The organism is Paenibacillus ehimensis NBRC 15659, assembly GCF_004000785.1.
Lineage (GTDB): Bacteria > Bacillota > Bacilli > Paenibacillales > NBRC-103111 > Paenibacillus_G > Paenibacillus_G ehimensis.
In genome coordinates this window covers 50,632-68,748 of sequence record NZ_BILX01000002.1, presented here as the reverse complement: position 1 = coordinate 68,748, position 18,117 = coordinate 50,632, and the positions used below count along the sequence as shown (strand labels likewise).

Genomic DNA, 18,117 nt, shown 5'->3' with positions numbered 1-18,117 from the left:
AACTTGAATCAAGGAGCGGAGGAAGCAGTATGGCTAAGCATATTTTGATCCTGGGCGGCGGCTACGGCGGGTTGCTGAGCGCCTTGACGGCTCGGAAGTACATGACGGCGGAAGAAGCGACGATTACGGTCGTCAATCGTTATCCGACGCATCAGATTATTACGGAGCTGCACCGGCTTGCTGCGGGCAACCTGGCGGAGAAAGCGGTTGCGCTGCCGCTGGAAAAGCTCTTGCGCGGTAAAAATGTCAATCTTCAGATCGACACAGTCGAAGAGATTCGCCCGGACCAGAAGGAAGTTCTGATGGCCAGCGGCAAAACGTACGATTACGATGTGCTCGTTATTGCTCTCGGAAGCGAAACGGCGTTCTTCGGCATCCCGGGTCTGAAGGAGCACAGCTTCGTTCTGAAATCCGTGAACGACGCCAACCGCCTTCGCGCGCACGTGGAAGCTCGCATCGACGAGTACAGCCGTACGAAAAACAAAGCCGACGCGACGTTCGTTGTCGGTGGCGGCGGATTGACCGGCATCGAGCTTGTCGGCGAATTTGCGGACATGCTGCCTAAGCTTTGCCGCAGCAAAGGCGTCGACTTTAACGATATTTCCCTCTATACGGTGGAAGCGGGTCCGTCCATTCTGGCCGGCTTCGCACAGGAGCTTGTCGAGCGTGCGCAAACGAGCCTTGAGAAGCGCGGCGTGAAGTTCCTGACCGGCGTTGCGATTACGGAAATGCAGGAGAATACGGTATTCCTGAAGGACGGCAGCTCCATCGAGACGAACACGCTCGTATGGACCGGCGGCGTACAAGGCAACTCCGTCGTAGCCAACTGCGGTATCGAAGTCAACCGCGGCCGCGCAACGGTCACGGAGACCTTGCAATCCACGTCCCACAAAGACATCTTCCTCGCCGGCGACAGCGCGGTCGTCATGGGCAGCGAAGGACGTCCATACCCGCCGACGGCGCAGTTGGCTTGGCAAATGGGCGAGACGATCGGACATAACATTTTCGCTTACTTCAACAACGCGCCGATGGATACGTTCACGCCGGTATTCTCCGGTACGCTGGCGAGCCTTGGCCGCAAGGATGCGATCGGCACCATCGGCGGTAACCAAACGCGCCTCAAAGGCCTTCCGGCTTCGCTGATGAAGGAAGCAAGCAACATGCGCTATTTGACCCATATCAACGGTCTGTTTACACTGGCTTATTAATTTTTAACGAGAGGGTGCCCTGTCTGTCGGGTGCCCTCTTTTATTTACTGTCGCTTGGGATACGCCGTTATTATCGTTGTCCCATGGTTGTTCTTGCATTTTGGTTAGCATTCACTTACAATATGATCATGATGATGAAGAAAGCGCATATCGATAGCAAGAAAAAGGACATTTTGCAGGCGGCCATGCGTCTGTTCGCCATCAAAGGGATCGACGGCATTTCCGTCAAAGAGATCGGGGATGCGGCGGGCGTCACGGATGCCGCTATTTACAAGCATTTTAAAAGCAAGCAGGCGATGGCGCTCGAAGCGTTCACCCATTACTGCGCCAGCTATACGCGTTTGATCGACTATATGGCCGGGCAGCCGGGGACGTTCCGCAGCCGGTTCCATCGCTTGATCGACGAAGTGCTGCGCATGCACGATGAGGATCAGTACGGCATGCTGCTGCTTGCCCAGCAGCACGAAATTTTCGTGGAAGCCAGCCGCGGCGAGGCGAGACAGCCGTCCGACGCCCTCGTTGCACTGATCGAGCAAGGCATCGAGCGTGGAGAGCTTCCCGAGCAGGATGCCCGGTTGTCTGCCGTGCTGATCATCGGCGCATTCAACCAAATGGCGGTCTCCAGCCTGCACGGGGAGCTCCCGGCCCGTCTGGAGCCGCTGGCAGCGGAAGTGAAGCAAAGGTTTTCCCATTTATTAGGTCAGCTTTGACCTATTCTTTTTACATACAAAGTTAGTGAATGCTAACCAAAAGGAGCGGGTTCAGTCATGAAGAAAGTTTTGATCGTGCAAGGAAATCCGGTGGAGCACAGCTACGGATGGGCCCTCGGAGATGCTTATGCGCAGGGGGCTGCGGCCTCCGGTGCCGAGGTTCGGGTGCTTCGTCTGGCGGAGCTCGAATTTAACCCGAATCTGTCGGGCGGGTACAAGCATAAGCTTCCGCTGGAGGACGATCTGGTCAAGGCGCAGGAGTTCATCCGCTGGGCGGAGCATCTGGTCTTTACGTATCCGATCTGGTGGGGCGGTCCGCCAGCGCTGCTGAAGGGCTTTCTCGACCGCGTCTTCTTACCGGGGTACGCTTTTAAATACAAGAAAGGTTCCTCGCTGCCCGATCAGCTGCTCAAAGGCAGGACGGCGCGGCTGATCGTGACGATGGATGCGCCGGTCTGGTATTACCGGCTCGCGCAAGGCCAGCCGGGACATCGGATGATGAAGGTGTCCACGCTGCAGTTCTGCGGTATCCGGCCCGTCAAGGTCACCTCCATCGGGCAAGTCGGCAAATTGACGGACCCGGAGCGGGAGCGTTGGCTGGTGAAAGTGAACCGTCTGGGACAAGCTTTGGCGTAGCCACAAGAAGCCTGTGCCTCCGTAAGGGGACACAGGCTTCTTGTACATCTCAGTGGGAAGCCGCCGCTTCGGCGGCCGGGTCCAGCTTCTCCTTGCTCATCGCGAAGGCTGCCACCAGCGCCAAGCCTGCCGGGATCAGGCTCCAGGCAAATGTCAGGACGACGGAGGAGGAGAGACCTTCCGCGATCGTGCCCAGCGCTTGCGGAGGGATCTGGGCGCGGGTAGCCGGGTCCAGCAGCGCATGCGGGTCGCTGAAGTCGACGCCCTGCGGGACGGCGGCTTGACCGCTCCCCGTAAAGGAATCCGTCAGCTTCCGGGTCAGCGCATGGCTTTGGATGATGCCGAACAGCGTGATGCCGAGCGTCATGCCGAGCGAACGAAGGAAATTGAGCGTAGACGTCGCCGCCCCACGCTGGCTGGCCGGGAACGAATGGATCGCCGCGTTGCTGAGCACGGAAAAGGAAGCTCCGATCCCGAGGCCCGTCAAGATCATATACAGCGTGACGATAAAACGCGGCGATTCCGGCGTCAAGGTCGTAAGAAGAGCGAGACCCAGCACAAGCAAGGCCAGCGTCGGAATCATGATTGACCGGAACGGCATCTTCGTCATCAAGAACCCGCCCAAGGTCGCCGTAACGACCGAGCTGAGCATCATCGGCAGCAGCATCAGGCCGGAATTAGTGGCCGTTCCGCCGAGCACGCCTTGAATGAAGATCGGAATGTACACAGAAGCCGTAATGAACGCCGCCCCGCTTAAGATCGCAACCGCATTGCTTGTGGCGTAGAGACGGTTCCGGAACATGCCGAACGAAATGATCGGCTCTTCGGCACGCTTTTCGACGAACAGGAACAGCAGGGCAAGAACCGCAAATCCGGCGAACAAGCCCAGAATTTGAATCGAGCCCCAGGCATACTGCTTGCCGCCGAGCTCCATCGCGAACATGAGGCAGACGACCGCTCCGACCAGCGTCGTGGCACCCCACCAGTCGATCCGCTGTTTGGCATGCTGCTGCGACTCTTTATAGAAGAACGCGATCATGACGAAGGAGATTAACCCGAGCGGCAGGTTGATATAGAAGATCCAGCTCCAGTGGATGTAATCGGTAATGTAAGCCCCGAGCAGCGGACCGAAAATGCTGGACATGCCGAACACCGCGCCGAATAGCCCGCCGAGCTTCCCCCGGTTCTCCGGCGTAACCGTGTCGAACATGATCGTAAAGGCAATTGGCACCAAGGCCCCGCCGCCAATCCCTTGAATCGCGCGATAGATGCTTAATTGCACGATCGAAGTCGCCGTTCCGCAGAGAACGGAGCCGAGCATAAAGACGATGATCCCGAAGACGAAAAATCGTTTGCGTCCATACATATCGGAAAGCTTGCCGAAGATCGGCATCCCTGCCATTTCCGCCACCATGTAGGCGGAGGTCGCCCAGACGAATTTATCCAGCCCGCCGAGCTCCCCGACGATCGTTCCGATCGCGGTCGCCATGATGGTATTGTCCATCGAGGCCATCAGGATCGCGAGAAGCAGCCCCGCTAGGACCATCCCGGTTTTGTTGCTTGTTTTGCTCATGAGTCGATGTCTACCTCCGATATGAAATGTTTTAAGCTTTATAGACATACTATACCTTAGTCTAACTGACAACTGGATGTCAGGATTCAATGGTTAGTTTTAAAGTTTTTTTGAAGAGCTGGATCAAAAAAATCCATACACGTTAAAATCACCGTGCATGGATGGAGTAAGTCAGCCTTATTTTTTTCAACCGAATATCAATTATAAAAAGTCCAAAAACATTCACCTTAATCATGCAGCTCATGGTCTCGGCTACCTCTTTTTTCATAGTGGCAAAACAGCAAGCAGTCCCTCTGAAAAAACAGAGGGCGGTGACCCGAGGGCCACCTTGCCTCTCGATCCACCGCCACTTGAGCCTATCTTTTTTTCATCAAAAAAGACAAACGGGCAGCGAGATTCGAGAAGTGAACGGATCCTTCAAAAGGGCACACGAATCGTGTGTATTCTTTTGAAATCGTATTTTGGCATCTTGCCAAAATCATGTCGACGGTCGACGGCTACATGCATGCCGGTGACCCCACCATTACTTCCGGGGCGTAACCCTCGGATTTCTCGAATCTCCGCGATACCGGTTTGTCCTGTGGTTGGTTTTACCGTCCTTCACCCTGGCTCCCGAGGCGTTGGATGCATTGCCTCCATGCGCGATATAAACGCTATCGCATATGAAACTCATACCATATCTTCGCATTGGTAACAATACGGACGAAGGACGCAGCATGGCCCCTTAAACGACAGAGGCGCTCCCGCTCAATATACGAACGGAAGCGCCTTTTTACATCTAACTCAAGCCTCGTCTTCCTTGATGCGGAAGCTGCGGGCGATATAGAGCACCGGCGTCGAAGCGACGGAGATGACGAATTTGAATAAGTAGGTTGTCAGCAAAATTTGCAGCCAGACGTCCAGCGTATACACTCCGGCGAAAGCGATGGTGCAGAAGACCAGCGAGTCCACGAGCTGGCTGAGTCCCGTGCTGCCGTTCGTCCGGATCCAGAACTGGTTGTACACGGGAAACCGTTTCTTCAGGTAGCTGTACACCCGCACGTCGAGGAACTGGCTGATAAAATAGGCGCACAGACTGCCCGCGGCCAGTCGCGGCATCAAGCCAAATATCGTCTCCAGCGAGCTCTGCGCGATGTCGCTTTCCTGCGGCGTGAACACGAGCGCCATCTGCATGATCACCGTCGAAGCGACCAAGCTGAAAAAGCCAAACCATACCGCCTGCTTGGCTTCCTTCGTCCCATATTTCTCGTTAAGCAGGTCCGTCGACATGTAGATCGACGTGTAGACGGTGTTGCCGAGCGTCATCACGATGCCGAGCAGTTCGATCGTTTTGACGACTTGGATGTTGGCCAGCACGGTGGCGAAGCCGATCCAGGCGTACAGTCCTTTCTTCCCGAAAAAACGATAGCAAAGCAGAAACAAAGCAAAATTCACGACAACAAACAACATTCCCCAAGCCAAATTAAACACTTACGTTTCCCCCTTAGTTTTGATAACGCGGGATGGTCTCGAACCGCGGATGGGCCGGAAGCCCGATCGAATAACAGAATAGCAGAAACGCCCAAGAAAAGGAATGGAACGATTTTACATAAAAATCCCCTGAAAAGCCGCAGCATCGTTCACAACGTGCGGTTCAGGGGATTTCGAGCGGCACGGGTTACCGTTCCGCAGCGGGAGCCCTTATTTCTGGGCGGCGAGCCAATCGCTGAGGGCGCCGGTATCGGTATCGGACAGCCGGCCTTTGAAGCCGGGCATTGCCCCTCTGCCGTTGGCGACGATCGCTGCGATCTGGTCCTTGGAGTACTTGCCGCCTACCTTCGTCAAGTTAGGACCCACCCCGCCTTCAAAATTGGCGCCGTGACAGCTGAGGCAATTTTGCTTATAAATCGCTTGCGCATCCACGGTAGCGGTTCCGCCTCCCGGGGCGGGAGTTGCGGCTCCTTGGTCCGCAGGCGGCGTTTTGGCGGGCTGACCGCAAGCGGACAGCGAAACGGCAAGAAGAAGTGCGGCGCATACGAATGGTTTGTTCATCTGGCGAGCTCCTTTGGAAGAATGCTTGAGCTTGTCGGCCGGGGAACCCCGGACTTCAACAAGCTTCGGTCCCTGTATATTGAGGGACGTCTGATCTAGGTTTTCCTGCGCGTTCTTTTTCATGCACGGGCCGCGGCGGTCAAGGCGCTCGATCCCGGCCGCGGCCCTTGCTATAATAGAGATGGAACGGGGAGCTGTCCGTTCGAACAGGAGAAGGGGGAGAAGCCCATGCTTTTCATTGACAATAACGGCATTACCGATCCCGCATTAAACCTGGCGCTGGAGGAATACGCCCTGAAGCAGCTTCCGGCGGACCATGATTATTTATTGTTTTATATCAACGAGCCGTCGATTATTATCGGGAAAAACCAGAATACGGCGGAGGAGATTAACCGGGAATATGTCGAATCCCGCGGCATTCATGTCGTGCGGCGTCTGTCCGGCGGCGGGGCGGTATACCACGATCTCGGGAACCTGAATTTCAGCTTCATTACGAAGGATGACGGCAAGTCCTTCCACAACTACCGCAAGTTTACCGAGCCGGTGATCCGGGCGCTGCACCGGCTTGGCGTCGAGGCGGAGCTGACGGGGCGCAACGACATTCAAGTCGGGGAGCGGAAAATATCGGGCAATGCGCAGTTTGCCACGAAAGGGCGGATGTTTACCCACGGCACGCTGCTGTTCGATTCGCAGATGGACCATGTCGCGTCCGCGCTGAACGTCAATCCGGAGAAGTTCAAGTCGAAGGGCGTGAAGTCGGTCCGCAGTCGGGTGGCGAACATTACGGAGTTTTTGAGCGGGCCGATGACGATTGAGGCGTTCAGACAGCATCTGCTGGACTCGATCTTTGAAGGGTCGGAGGTTCAGCGGTATGAGCTGAGCCCGGCCGATTGGGATGCGGTGCGGCAGCTTGCGGACGAACGGTACCGGAGCTGGGATTGGAACTACGGCCGTTCCCCGGCGTTCAACGTTCACCGCGTGAAGCGCCTGTCTGCCGGCACGTTCGACGTCCGGCTGTATGTGGAAGCGGGGGTGATCCGCGAGGCTGCCGTATATGGAGATTTCTTCGGCCAAGGGGATGCAGCGGAGTTTGCCGCCAAGCTGCAAGGCGTCCGTTACGATACGGCTGCGTTGGTCGCGGTGCTGGACGATGTGAATCTGCAGCATTACTTCGGACAGGTGACCAAGGACGAGTGGCTGGAGCTGCTGCTGTAACGCATGCGGGCCGGATGCTGCAGGAAAAAACGATTGTAAACCAATCATTATCCGCCGGTACCTTCTTCATCCCTGTATACTTAAAATAATATGTAGCGAAGTGGAGGATGGCGGATTGAAATTGATGGAGAAACAAGGGCTCTCGGAGCAAGAATTACGCGACATTCGTGCACTCGCAGACCGATGCAACGCGGAGGACGGCATTACGCTCAAGCTGAATTGGGAAATGCTTTCCGAACGGCCGGCCGGTGTGACAAACGACTTTTTGATGTATGAAGGGGAAGAGCTTATCGGCTTTCTGGCGATCTACTCCTTCCGATTGACGGAAGTGGAGATCAGCGGCATGGTGCATCCACAGCATCGGCGGAAGGGCGTGTTCACGAGACTGGCCGATGCGGCGACCGATGAATGCAGACGCCGCGGGATTCCGAAGCTGATCTTTATATGCCAGGAGCGTTCGGCTTCGGGTAAAGCGTTCCTGGAGGCCAGGGGAGCGGTCTATTCGTTCTCCGAGCATTGGATGGAGATGCGGGTGCAGGACGGACAACCGCCGCAAGTTCCGGATACGTTGCAAGCGGAAGCTCTGGAGCTCCGATTGGCGGTGGAGGACGATATCGAAGTGCTGACAGAGCTTAACCGGCAGGGGTTCGATATGTCGTATGAGGATGCCAGAGTATTCGCGGAGAATACCGTAGCAGACAAGAAGGAGATCACGTATGTCGCGGAGCTGGGCGGCAAGCCGATCGGCAAGCTGGCTGTACGTGTGGATGAAGGCATCGCCTTTATTTTCGGTTTTTGCTTATTAACGGAGTACCGGGGACGCGGGTGCGGGCGGGAAATTTTGGTCCGGGCGATGGAGCGCGTATACCGGGAAGGCGGGATAGTCCGCTTCGAGCTGGAGGTTGCGGCGGATAATCCCCGGGCGCTCCGGCTGTACGAATCGTGCGGCTTCCGGGCGCTGAACGCGAACGATTATTATACGATTGAGCTTAGCTGATAGCGGGGAGCGATCGGCAGCAGGACGCAGGGGCCTCGGAACGGGAGGCTGCCTGCGTTCTTTTTCATCCGGTCAAGACGTACCGTCGGGCTTTAAATACCGCTTATCCTTCAAAAATAACCGCCAGAACCAATAGAACACCGGAGCCAGCACGACCGAACTGACGGCGTAGCCGATCAGCAGCGAAACGAACATCGTAGGGTTCGTGAAGCCTTGCTCCACGGTTAGGTAAGGATAGATCAGGTAAGGCATGTGCGCCGCTCCGTAAGCGAAGCTGGCCAGAGCGTACTGGAGAACAACGGCGGTTACGGTCCAACGCGGAGAACCGACCCGCCCGTCCCGACGCTTCCAGAATAACGCGCTGTAGCCTAAGGTGAAGGCCGCGACCGATAAGGAGAACCACAGCCACTCCCTCCGAAAGCCCTCCACGATCCAAGAGGCTTCCGGCGCCATCGTCACCGTTGTCAAGATTGCCATACCCAGGGTGGCAGGACCAAGCGCAACCGCCAGCTGCCGATAAATGGTGTAGGAGTGTTCATCCTCCGCTTCCCGGGAGTAGTCGGCCAGGAATACGGCAGACAGGAACAGCTCTGTCGCAAGTCCAAACCCCAAATGAGCATATTCCGTAGGCGAAGTGAACAGCTTCGCGATCTCCAGCCGGGGTACCCCGTTGACCACGGCAACAAAGCCTCCAAGGGAAACGGGCAATACGCTCACCAGCAATGCCGGGATAAGCAGTCCGGTTAGGCCGGACACGATGATGAGAAGGCGGCTGAATTTGCGGATGGCGAAGGCATACACCATGAAGGTGCTGCGTATGGTGAGCAGGAGCAGCACGAGCCCGACGGGCAGCACCAATACGTCTGCAAGCATGTACATCGATCGTGGAAAAAAACCTACCAGCGCCACCACCAGCAGCACCAAAAAGACATTCGTTACCTTCCAGGTTGGGGATAGAAAACGATTCGCGATTACGGCCGCATTCGAGGGAGGCTTCTTGCTGTCGAACAGCATCGCCCAGAAGCCCGTCCCGAAGTCGATCGATCCGAGAATCGAGTACACGAAGATGAACACCCACAGTATGAGGATCGCAATCGTCACGTTACTCAAGGCGAGCCCCTCCTTTGGACGAGAGCTCGGGCAGTACAGGATGATGCTTGAAATAGTACCGCATGATTACGATCGTCACCAGCAGCAGAAATAAATAGATCCCGATAAACAAGACAAACAACAGGCCCAGACTCTCGGAGCGTGTGGCCGCATCGCTTGTCCGCTGCACATGATAAATCGTCCAAGGCTGCCGGCCCGTACAACTGAAGATCCAGCCCGTTTCGATCCCAATCATGGACAGGGGGCCGGAGGCCACCAAGGCCAGCAGCGTCCATCTCGGGTAGGGCCGCTTAAGCAGAAGCCGATAAGCGATCGGCGCGAACGACATCAGGATGAGCAGCGTCCCGATCCCTACCATTAAATTAAACAACGTATGAATGTAAAGCGGCGGCCAGTTTTCCTTAGGAAAATCGTTCAACCCTCTCACCACGCCATCAAACCGGTTCGTGGCAAGAAAGCTGAGCGCCCACGGGATCTCGATCGCTCCGCGGATCGTCCGGTCCTCACCGTCTACCGAGCCTCCGATCGCCAGCGGCGCGTAGGCACGGGTCTCGAACAAGCCCTCTGCGGCCGCCAGCTTCTCCGGCAGATAGTGATGGAGCATTTGCGCGGTGGCATGCCCGTTTACCGCCGTACCTACCGACATGACCCCTCCAATCAGAAGAGCGACGAACAAGGCCTTACGATGGTAAGCACACTCAAGCTCGGTGCGTCCCCGCTTCAGCAGCTTATAGGCGGCCACCGAAGCTACGGCGAAAGCTCCTGTCATGTAGGCGGAGGAGAGCACATGAGCTCCCGTAGACCAGATACTCGGGTTCAACACCGCGGCCCAGGGATCAACGTCTGTTATTTCCCCGTTGACCACCTTGAAGCCGCGCGGCGTGTTCATCCAGGCATGGGCATCGGTAATTAACACGGCGGATGCACTGGCGCCGATCGCCACTAAGATGACGCTCACAATCCGCAGCAGCGGGGGGAGCCGGTCTGCTGCATAGACGTAGATGGACATAAACAACGCCTCGAGGAAGAACGCCCAAATTTCGATTTGGAACGGAAGCGCAATCACTTGTCCGACATACTCCATGAAACCCGGCCAAAGAAGGGCGAGCATCGCTCCCACAATCGTTCCGGACGGGATCGCTACCCCAAGAATAATGGCAAAGCCCCTTGTCCAGCGTTTAGCCATAGTGGAATAATCGGGGTCTTTTTTGACATGAAACAAGATCTCGGCGACAACGATCATGAGAGGAAGCCCTACTCCCAAGGTGGCAAAAATAATGTGAAACGCCATCGACGATCCGAACAGGGACCTGGCGAGCATCACCGTATCCATACGCGGAGCACATCCTTTTATTCACTCAGTGTTCCCGTTAGGTTTGGTAATATGTTCTAGAATTATGCGTGAAAGGCTAGCTGCTTTTCGGACGGTCGGCTAGGATCTGAACAGCAGTAAGAAGCCTTCATATTGTGGATTGACATTTAATTTCACATGTAACTATAATTGTTACAGCAAGGGGCCGCAAAATGGGGAAATATTCCTCTGCCCCAACTACGGATAAGAAAGAGATGTGTAGCGCTATGAATCGGGTAGAAATGGTTGTACTTGAGTATAAGATGCAGAACGGAGGACTGGGCTTATGAGCCGGCTCGAAGCTTCGGCACAAGGCTCCGTGCCGTCACGCCGGATATGGATGGTGTTCATCCTAGGCTCGTTGTCCGCTTTCGGCCCGCTGTCGCTCGACATGTATTTACCTGCATTGCCGAAGCTGGCGGGCGATCTGAACAGCAGCACGTCCATGGCCCAGCTTAGCCTGACGGCTTGTCTGCTCGGGCTGGCTCTCGGCCAGCTGTATGCCGGGCCGGTCAGCGACGTGCGCGGCCGGCGGCTGCCGCTGCTGATCGGACTGATCCTCTACGGCGTATCCTCGGTGCTCTGTGCCGTTGCGCCATCCGCCGAGCTGCTGGTATTGCTGCGCTTTATCCAGGGGATGGCGGGCTCAGCGGGGATCGTCATTTCGCGGGCTATCGTGCGGGATATGTACTCGGGGACGGAGCTGACGAAGTTTTTCTCGCTGCTGATGCTGGTGAACGGGGCGGCGCCGATTCTCGCGCCCATCGTAGGCGGGCAGCTGCTCGAAGTCACCTCATGGCGAGGAGTGTTTGTCGTGCTCGGCCTGATCGGCGTCTTGATGCTGATCGCAGTCGTGCTGGCGCTGCCCGAGACGCTGCCGCAGGAGCGGCGGTCCAAGGGGGGCTTGGGAAATACGCTCACGACGTTCCGCCGTCTCCTGAGCGACCGGACGTTCATGGGCTACGCCCTGGCGCAGGGCTTCGTCATTGCCGCCATGTTCGCCTACATTTCGGGCTCGCCCTTCGTGCTCCAAGATATTTTCGGCGTTTCGCCGCAAATGTTCAGCGTCTGCTTCGCGATTAACGGCCTTGGCATCATACTCGCGGGGCAAATCACGGGCAGGCTGGCCGGTCGGGTCAGCGACAAGCGTCTGCTGGTCAGCGGACTGGCGCTCGCTTCGGTCGCCGGTGTGGCGCTGCTGCTTGCGATCTTGTCGGGAGCCGGGCTGTATGCCATTCTGGTGCCTTTGTTCTTCGTCGTTTCCAGCGTCGGGATCGTGTCCACGGCCGGCTTCTCGCTGGCGATGCGCAACCAGAGTGAGTCGGCAGGAAGCGCCTCGGCTTTGCTCGGCGTGCTGTCGTTCATCTTCGGCGGGATTGTGGCGCCGCTTGTCGGCATCGCCGGCAATCAGACCGCCGTGCCGATGGGTATTGTCATCGCTGCAGCCGATGTCGGCTCCGTGCTGTGCTATTTGCTGCTCGTATGGCGGTATGAAAAATAAAGTTTGATCGTTGCGGGACCTCCGCATCTTTACGACCTTCCGGTGTGGGAAGGTCTTTTTTGCGTTTCGCAGAGAAGAAAAAGAGCGTTTCCCGCTGTTTTGTGTGTTTTGTTACAGTTTGTAACTTTTGTGGAAAATAAATTCTAAAATCTGCTTAAAGGTACTCGATTTTAAATCATTTTACGAGTAAAATAGCTAAACAAGATACAAAATGTATCTTTAATGTTGGAGGTGCCTTATGTTAGCTATGTCCTCAAGCATCCGCCGTTTTATTGCTGTCATGTTGTTCATTATTTTACTTGTTCCTCATCCGGCCTACTTGCCATTCTCGGGCTCGGCCGCAGCGGCGGATACTTCTCCGATCCTCATTACCGGATATTATCCGGAGAGCAAGGTGTTTGTCGGGAACGAGTTTCGCGTAGCTGCCAATGTGAACAGTACGTATGAAATCAAACAGCTTTACGCCGAGGTCGAAACGGCCAAGGTGGATTTGACCCAGCTGGATTATCCTTTCTGCACTCGGATGGCATGCTACTATTGGACCGGCCAGCTTCGGATCGCGGGTCTATCCAAAGGCGAAAAAAAGGTTACTATAACCGCTGTCGATTCCAGAGGCAATAGGGATACGAAAAGCTTTCAAGTAGTTTACGACGAGAAGCCTGTTATCCAAATTGCCAGCCCGGCGAACAAAGCGGTGGCAACGCCCATGCTGCGGATCCAAGCTTCTTGTACGGACGATGATGCCGCAGTGGGCTGCACGTCGCTAAAGGTTAGGCTTGGCGATTCGGATAAAACCATTAGCGGCGTGGACCGGATTGATGAAGAAGTCTCTTTAGCTTCGTGGGACGGGGGTACGGTCCGGCTGGTTTTTACCGCAATGGATTCCAAAGGGCAGGAGAAGATAGAGCAGCGGGACATCAGTATCGATTCCAGCGACAAGCTCTCCCGGATGGATACGGTTGACGGAGAAAAGATTTTCGATATTAGCCCGGACCGTATCTTGTACGCTAAGCCGGATAAGGATAAGCCATTTACCGATTACCTAAAACTAGAAATCAAAAATCGGCTGACGGGCCAAGTAACACCCATTCCTGCTTTGCCTGATAAGGCTCCCGATAGCAATTCCCCGGCTTATTTAACCCCTCATGGCGCTATCTTTGTTTCGAATGACGTGAATAGTCATCGGAGCAGCGTAGTGGAGTGGCGAGACGGGCAACTGCTTGTACTGGGCAGACCGGGTTCTATCGATGAATTGAAGGTTAAAGGGAACTATGCCTTATTCGCTTATGCTTTAGGGGATAACACAGTTGACGGATACAGGCTTGTACTCCGGAATCTGGTTTCCGGAACGGACCAGGAAGTGTTTCCGAAAGGGCGCTTTGCCGGCATGGATGTAACGGCTAACGGAGAGGCCGTTTTCTCGGCAACGTTAAACATGTCTCAAGGCACCCACAACATTTATAAGTGGTCGCAAGGCACTCTGACTCAAATTACGAACGATACGGCTAACAGCAACATCAATCCGCTAACCGACGGAAACTCGATTGTGTATGCCCGTCGAATAGATCCAAAGAAGCAGGCCGAATCCATCGTTGTTCAGGGGCCGGCAGGATCGCAGACCTTGAGTACGTTCGACAAAATGACGACGGCAGGCGCCGACTATCAGATCAATCAAGGATGGGTCGCCTTTACGAAGGAAGGATCGAATGGAATTCGACAAGTCTGGGTTCAAGCTCCGGACGGCACGAAACAGCAAGTATCCGATCTCGGATCCGACAGCACTATTGTTACGCTGACGAGTCGCGGAGATGTCGTTTTTAATAATTACCCGAGCTTCATTAAATGTAAACTGTACCTGAGCGAAAATCCCGTTACCGGTCGGGGCGACTACGCATATATCTCGTCAACTCTGTTAAAGCCGTTATGGTTGCAGGGAAAGTGGATCGGGACGATTAACAGCACGATGTTCACGGTCCGTACGGGAGCGGCGGACGTAACTCCGCCGACTTGGCCGGAGTCAAGCCGCTTGGATGCCTCGGATGTGACGTCAAACAGTGTCCGCTTGTCTTGGAACGCCCCGGAGGACGATAAGGCAGTGACAGGCTACAAGCTGTATAAAGGCACAGAATTAATCGCAACCGTGACGGGGACGACGTATGACGTCGGCGGGCTGTCGCCTGCGACGTCATACCGTTTCAAGGTGGAAGCAGGGGATGAGGCGGGCAACTGGAGCACGACTGGGCCGGTTGTGGATATCACGACGAAGCCGGTTCCGGCGGCGGACACGACGCCGCCGACGGTCGCCGCGGTGAGTCCGCATAACGGTCAGACGGTATATACGTCATCGCCGAACATTATTGCGACGGTAATCGACGCCGAATCGGGCGTCGATCCGGCGTCGATTGTAGTAAAGCTGGCCGGGAAGCCGGTTCCGGCGCAGTATGTGCCTGCCGCTTCAACGATAGTGGCGCTGACGGGGAACGTTCCGAACGGGACGCTGCCGCTGACGATCGACGCCGCGGATCAAGCGGGCAACCGGATGCCGACGTGGACCGGGACGATTCGTGTTTCAGTGGAGAACGATGCGGATGGCGTGACGTATTTGGCGCTGGGCGATTCGCTTGCGGCAGGCTTTTCACCGACGCGCACCATCGGCCTTGGCTACGCGGACTTCCTTGCGCAGAACCTGCGGGAAAGCGGCTATTTGAACGAATTCGTGAAAAATTACGCGGTGCCGGGCTATACGACCGCTCAGGTTCTGGCCGACATTCGCAATAATGCCATCAAGGACGGCGCCGGGATCGGTCTGAAAGCGAATATCCGCCGGGCGGGCGTTATCACGCTGGATGCCGGAGCCAACGATCTGATTCAGCTGCTGGAGGCAAACGGGTATACATTAACGGAGGAGCAGATGCGGACGCTCTTCGGGCAGGTATCGGGGAATCTGACAGCCATCCTGGCAGAGATCAGACAGCTTAATGCTGCGGCACCCGTATACTTGATGGGTTATTATAATGCATTCCATAACGCGCCGCTGCCGCCCGAGAAAAAAGAGGCTTTGCTGCAAGCGCTGGATGTGTTCAACGGAGCTATTGCGGGTGTGGCGCAGCAGGCAGGCGCGGTGTTCGTACCGACGAAAGACGCCATTGCGGCGGATTATGGCACCTATTTGCCGACACCGGATATTCATCCGAGCGTGGAAGGATACCAGGCGATTGCAAAAGAGTTTTGGAAGGCAGCGCAGCCGTCGTATCTGTGGCCAAGAGGCAGCGCTTTGACGGCGACGGAGGTGACTGACACCAGTCTGAAGCTGACATGGTCGCCGGCAGGGGCCGGAACCGCAGCATACCGCGTGTACCAAAACGGGACGGAGCTGCGGACGGTGACCGGGAACGTGTACTCGCTGGATGTGACGGGCTTGGCCAAAGATACGACGTATACGTTTAAGGTGGAAGCGAGTCCGGCTGCGGGCGTATGGACCAACAACGGACCGGCGGTAACGGTAAAAACCGGAACAGGGGCGACGGATACGACGCCTCCGGTCATCAGCGGCGTGTTTCCGGCGAACGGCCAAACCGTGACGGTGTCCAATCCGCATATATCCGCAGTGATTACGGATAACGGAACGGGGGTCGATCCGGCTTCGGTGACGGTCAAGGTCGACAACCAAAGTCTGTCGGCCGGCTACGATGGGGCAGCCCATACCGTAACGGCGGCGGCTTATGGGCTTGCGAACGGCAATCATACGCTGCTGATCCGCGCGGCGGACTTGGCCGGAAACTGGAGGGAGTCTTCCAGCCGCTTCTTGGTCGACGTCGGCCAGGAAGAGACGCCGGGCTGGCCGCAAGGAAGCGCGTTAAACGTGTCGAAGGTGACAGCAAGCTCGGTTACGCTGAGCTGGAATCCGGCTATCGGGGTTGTTCGGTATGGACTATACCAGAACGGCAGCCGGGTCCAAACGGTTGCGGACAATGTATACTCTGCAACGCTGGCGGGACTGCAGCCGGATACTGCGTATACGTTTAAAATCGAGGCGGAGCTGAAGGGAGGCGGCTGGACAACGGATGGTCCGCGATTATCCGTAAAAACATCGTCCTCGTCCTCTAAGGATACAACGGCTCCGGTGATCGCCGACGTAGCTCCTGCGAACGGCGCAACGGTCACGACCGCTACTCCGGCGGTATCCGCCAAGATAACGGACGCGGGCTCCGGGGTGAAGCCGGATTCCGTGAAGATCAAGGTCGGCGATCGGGCGCTAAAAGCGACCTATGACGCAGCAACCTCGACCGTGACGGCGGCGACGTACTCCTTGGCGAACGGAAGCTACACACTGCAGATCGACGCAGAGGATCAGGCGGGGAATAAAGCCGAATCCAAGACGTCGTTTACGGTAAGCGTCGGCAGCACGTCGACATGCTGCTCCAGCTTCGGTTGGGGTGGCGGGGCTGCTTCAACGCCGGAAGGAACGTTCACGAAGCAGCAGATCGAGGAGCTCATTAAGAAAGCGGGCGATACGCCCAGCGTGACGATCGAGACGGGCGAATCACATGAAGTGACGCTGCCCAAGGAAGTTGGCGAGCTGTTGCGGCAAGCGGATAAAACGCTAAACATCGCCGCTACCGGAGCCTCGGTGGACATTCCGGCTTCCGTGCTCTCGGCGCTGGCGAAGCTGGCAGGCAACGAAGCGACGATCAAAGTCCGGCTCACGCCGGTTGACCCCGCAGCGGAGAACGAGCTTATCCAGGCGGCAGGTCGAGCGTCCGGCGCGGCCGTCCGCATCGGCGGATCGTTCTACGATATTGCTTTGGTCGCCGTCGAGAAGGACGGCACCGAACGCCGCTTAAGCGGGTTCGATCAGCCGGTCACGTTGACGTTAAATGTGAATACGGCGGATACGGAGCTGCCGCTTGTCGGGGTGTACTCCTTGAACGAACAGCAGCAGCGTTGGGAATATGAAGGCGGGGAAGCGAGTACGGAAGGCAAAATCCGCGTGGCGCTGCGCCATACCTCGAAGTATGCAGTGCTCGAATACAAGAAGTCTTATGCCGACGTAGCGGCGACGCATTGGGCGCATCGCTACATTCAAGCGCTGAGTGCAAAGCATATTGCCGAAGGTGTGTCGGGCGACAAATATGCACCGGAACAGCTCGTGACGCGGGCCGAGTTCGTTGCGCTGCTCGTGCGTGCACTCGGCTTGCCGCAAGCCTCAGCCGACAAGCCGCTGGCGTACGGTGACGTGGAAGCGAATGCGTGGTACTACAGCGCGGTAGCTTCGGCGGTTCATGCCGGGCTGGTGCAGGGAACGGACAGCACGCGGTTTGCGCCGGATGCGCGGATTACCCGCGAACAGATGGCGGTGCTGCTGGTGCGGGCGTTCGAACATAAAAAAGGCGCCATCTCGACGGCAGAAGGCAAGCTGTACGGTTATGCAGACGAAGGAGACATCTCCGCTTGGGCGAAAGCCGGAGTGAATCAGGCGATTGGAGCCGGATTGATGGAAGGCCGCGAGAACGGCAAATTCGTGCCGACCGCCCAGACGACCCGCGCGGAGGCGACGACGGTGATTTACAAGCTGCTGCAAAAGTAACAGTTTGCGAAACAGGCGCTATCCTACAGATACGAAAAGCGATGCAACTCAATAAGGGACCACCTATTTTGGTGGTCCATCTGATGCTTAAAATTATAATTTGTATCAAAATCCCTAAATTTTATTTTATACGGGTGCTTTTTTTGTCGTATTTTATCAGTTTATATGAAACTATTGATACAAAACGTATCTATACAC

12 protein-coding genes are annotated in these 18,117 nt (G+C 56.2%); 7 read left to right on the top strand and 5 right to left on the bottom strand.

The features are described 5' to 3' along the window. The first annotated feature begins 29 nt into the window (after positions 1-29). From PEH01S_RS01470 to PEH01S_RS01460, 3 genes are all read left to right on the top strand, one after another. Positions 30-1,208, top strand: a complete 1,179-nt coding sequence (locus tag PEH01S_RS01470) for an NAD(P)/FAD-dependent oxidoreductase (RefSeq protein ID WP_025852218.1) — start codon at positions 30-32, stop codon at positions 1,206-1,208. 131 nt (positions 1,209-1,339) lie between these two features. Beyond that, positions 1,340-1,918, top strand: coding sequence for a TetR/AcrR family transcriptional regulator (locus PEH01S_RS01465; protein WP_025852216.1), 579 nt, complete (start codon positions 1,340-1,342; stop codon positions 1,916-1,918). A 57-nt stretch (positions 1,919-1,975) separates the two neighbouring features. After that, positions 1,976-2,554 carry an NAD(P)H-dependent oxidoreductase gene (locus PEH01S_RS01460; protein WP_025852214.1) on the top strand — a complete coding sequence of 193 codons (579 nt, stop codon included), beginning with the start codon at positions 1,976-1,978 and terminating at the stop codon, positions 2,552-2,554. 49 nt (positions 2,555-2,603) lie between these two features. On the opposite strand, the gene PEH01S_RS01455 is transcribed toward PEH01S_RS01460, so the two are convergent. The 3 genes from PEH01S_RS01455 to PEH01S_RS01445 all read right to left on the bottom strand — a co-directional run bounded on the left by PEH01S_RS01455 (position 2,604) and on the right by PEH01S_RS01445 (position 6,158). Next, a complete protein-coding gene (locus tag PEH01S_RS01455; protein WP_025852212.1) occupies positions 2,604-4,127 on the bottom strand; it encodes an MDR family MFS transporter in 1,524 nt (507 codons plus the stop codon). Between the two features lie 783 nt (positions 4,128-4,910). Next, on the bottom strand, positions 4,911-5,597 hold the full coding sequence (locus tag PEH01S_RS01450; protein WP_127483693.1) for a queuosine precursor transporter: 687 nt from the start codon (positions 5,595-5,597) through the stop codon (positions 4,911-4,913). 210 nt (positions 5,598-5,807) lie between these two features. Next, complete coding sequence (locus tag PEH01S_RS01445; RefSeq protein WP_025852209.1) at positions 5,808-6,158, bottom strand: c-type cytochrome; 351 nt, start codon at positions 6,156-6,158, stop codon at positions 5,808-5,810. 228 nt (positions 6,159-6,386) lie between these two features. Between PEH01S_RS01445 and PEH01S_RS01440 the strand changes: the two genes are divergently transcribed. Together PEH01S_RS01440 and PEH01S_RS01435 are read left to right on the top strand one after the other, a co-directional pair. Next, positions 6,387-7,373, top strand: a complete 987-nt coding sequence (locus tag PEH01S_RS01440; protein ID WP_127483692.1) for a lipoate--protein ligase — start codon at positions 6,387-6,389, stop codon at positions 7,371-7,373. Between the two features lie 124 nt (positions 7,374-7,497). Then, positions 7,498-8,370, top strand: coding sequence for a GNAT family N-acetyltransferase (locus PEH01S_RS01435; protein ID WP_246062765.1), 873 nt, complete (start codon positions 7,498-7,500; stop codon positions 8,368-8,370). A gap of 72 nt (positions 8,371-8,442) precedes the next feature. Here the strand turns inward: PEH01S_RS01435 and PEH01S_RS01430 are convergent, their stop codons facing one another. Further along, entirely contained in the window at positions 8,443-9,480 is a 1,038-nt protein-coding gene (locus tag PEH01S_RS01430; RefSeq protein WP_025852204.1) for a cytochrome d ubiquinol oxidase subunit II, read from the bottom strand. Then, on the bottom strand, positions 9,473-10,813 hold the full coding sequence (locus PEH01S_RS01425; RefSeq protein ID WP_127483690.1) for a cytochrome ubiquinol oxidase subunit I: 1,341 nt from the start codon (positions 10,811-10,813) through the stop codon (positions 9,473-9,475). Before PEH01S_RS01425 ends, PEH01S_RS01430 begins: the two co-directional genes overlap by 8 nt. A 304-nt stretch (positions 10,814-11,117) precedes the next feature. On the opposite strand from PEH01S_RS01425, the gene PEH01S_RS01420 reads away from it, so the two are divergent. Together PEH01S_RS01420 and PEH01S_RS01415 are read left to right on the top strand one after the other, a co-directional pair. Beyond that, positions 11,118-12,332 carry a multidrug effflux MFS transporter gene (locus PEH01S_RS01420; RefSeq protein WP_025852200.1) on the top strand — a complete coding sequence of 405 codons (1,215 nt, stop codon included), beginning with the start codon at positions 11,118-11,120 and terminating at the stop codon, positions 12,330-12,332. Between the two features lie 238 nt (positions 12,333-12,570). Next, positions 12,571-17,919, top strand: coding sequence for a fibronectin type III domain-containing protein (locus tag PEH01S_RS01415; protein WP_127483689.1), 5,349 nt, complete (start codon positions 12,571-12,573; stop codon positions 17,917-17,919). Positions 17,920-18,117 lie beyond the last annotated feature (198 nt).

Bases quoted from the DNA above. Each gene is read 5' to 3' on its own strand.
- PEH01S_RS01460 (WP_025852214.1), top strand. From the start codon at position 1,976: ATGAAGAAAGTTTTGATCGTGCAAGGAAATCCGGTGGAGCACAGCTAC.
- PEH01S_RS01440 (WP_127483692.1), top strand. From the start codon at position 6,387: ATGCTTTTCATTGACAATAACGGCATTACCGATCCCGCATTAAACCTG.
- PEH01S_RS01420 (WP_025852200.1), top strand. From the start codon at position 11,118: ATGAGCCGGCTCGAAGCTTCGGCACAAGGCTCCGTGCCGTCACGCCGG.
- PEH01S_RS01435 (WP_246062765.1), top strand. From the start codon at position 7,498: ATGGAGAAACAAGGGCTCTCGGAGCAAGAATTACGCGACATTCGTGCA.
- PEH01S_RS01425 (WP_127483690.1), bottom strand. From the start codon at position 10,813: ATGGATACGGTGATGCTCGCCAGGTCCCTGTTCGGATCGTCGATGGCG.
- PEH01S_RS01455 (WP_025852212.1), bottom strand. From the start codon at position 4,127: ATGAGCAAAACAAGCAACAAAACCGGGATGGTCCTAGCGGGGCTGCTT.
- PEH01S_RS01445 (WP_025852209.1), bottom strand. From the start codon at position 6,158: ATGAACAAACCATTCGTATGCGCCGCACTTCTTCTTGCCGTTTCGCTG.
- PEH01S_RS01470 (WP_025852218.1), top strand. From the start codon at position 30: ATGGCTAAGCATATTTTGATCCTGGGCGGCGGCTACGGCGGGTTGCTG.
- PEH01S_RS01415 (WP_127483689.1), top strand. From the start codon at position 12,571: ATGTTAGCTATGTCCTCAAGCATCCGCCGTTTTATTGCTGTCATGTTG.
- PEH01S_RS01465 (WP_025852216.1), top strand. From the start codon at position 1,340: ATGATGAAGAAAGCGCATATCGATAGCAAGAAAAAGGACATTTTGCAG.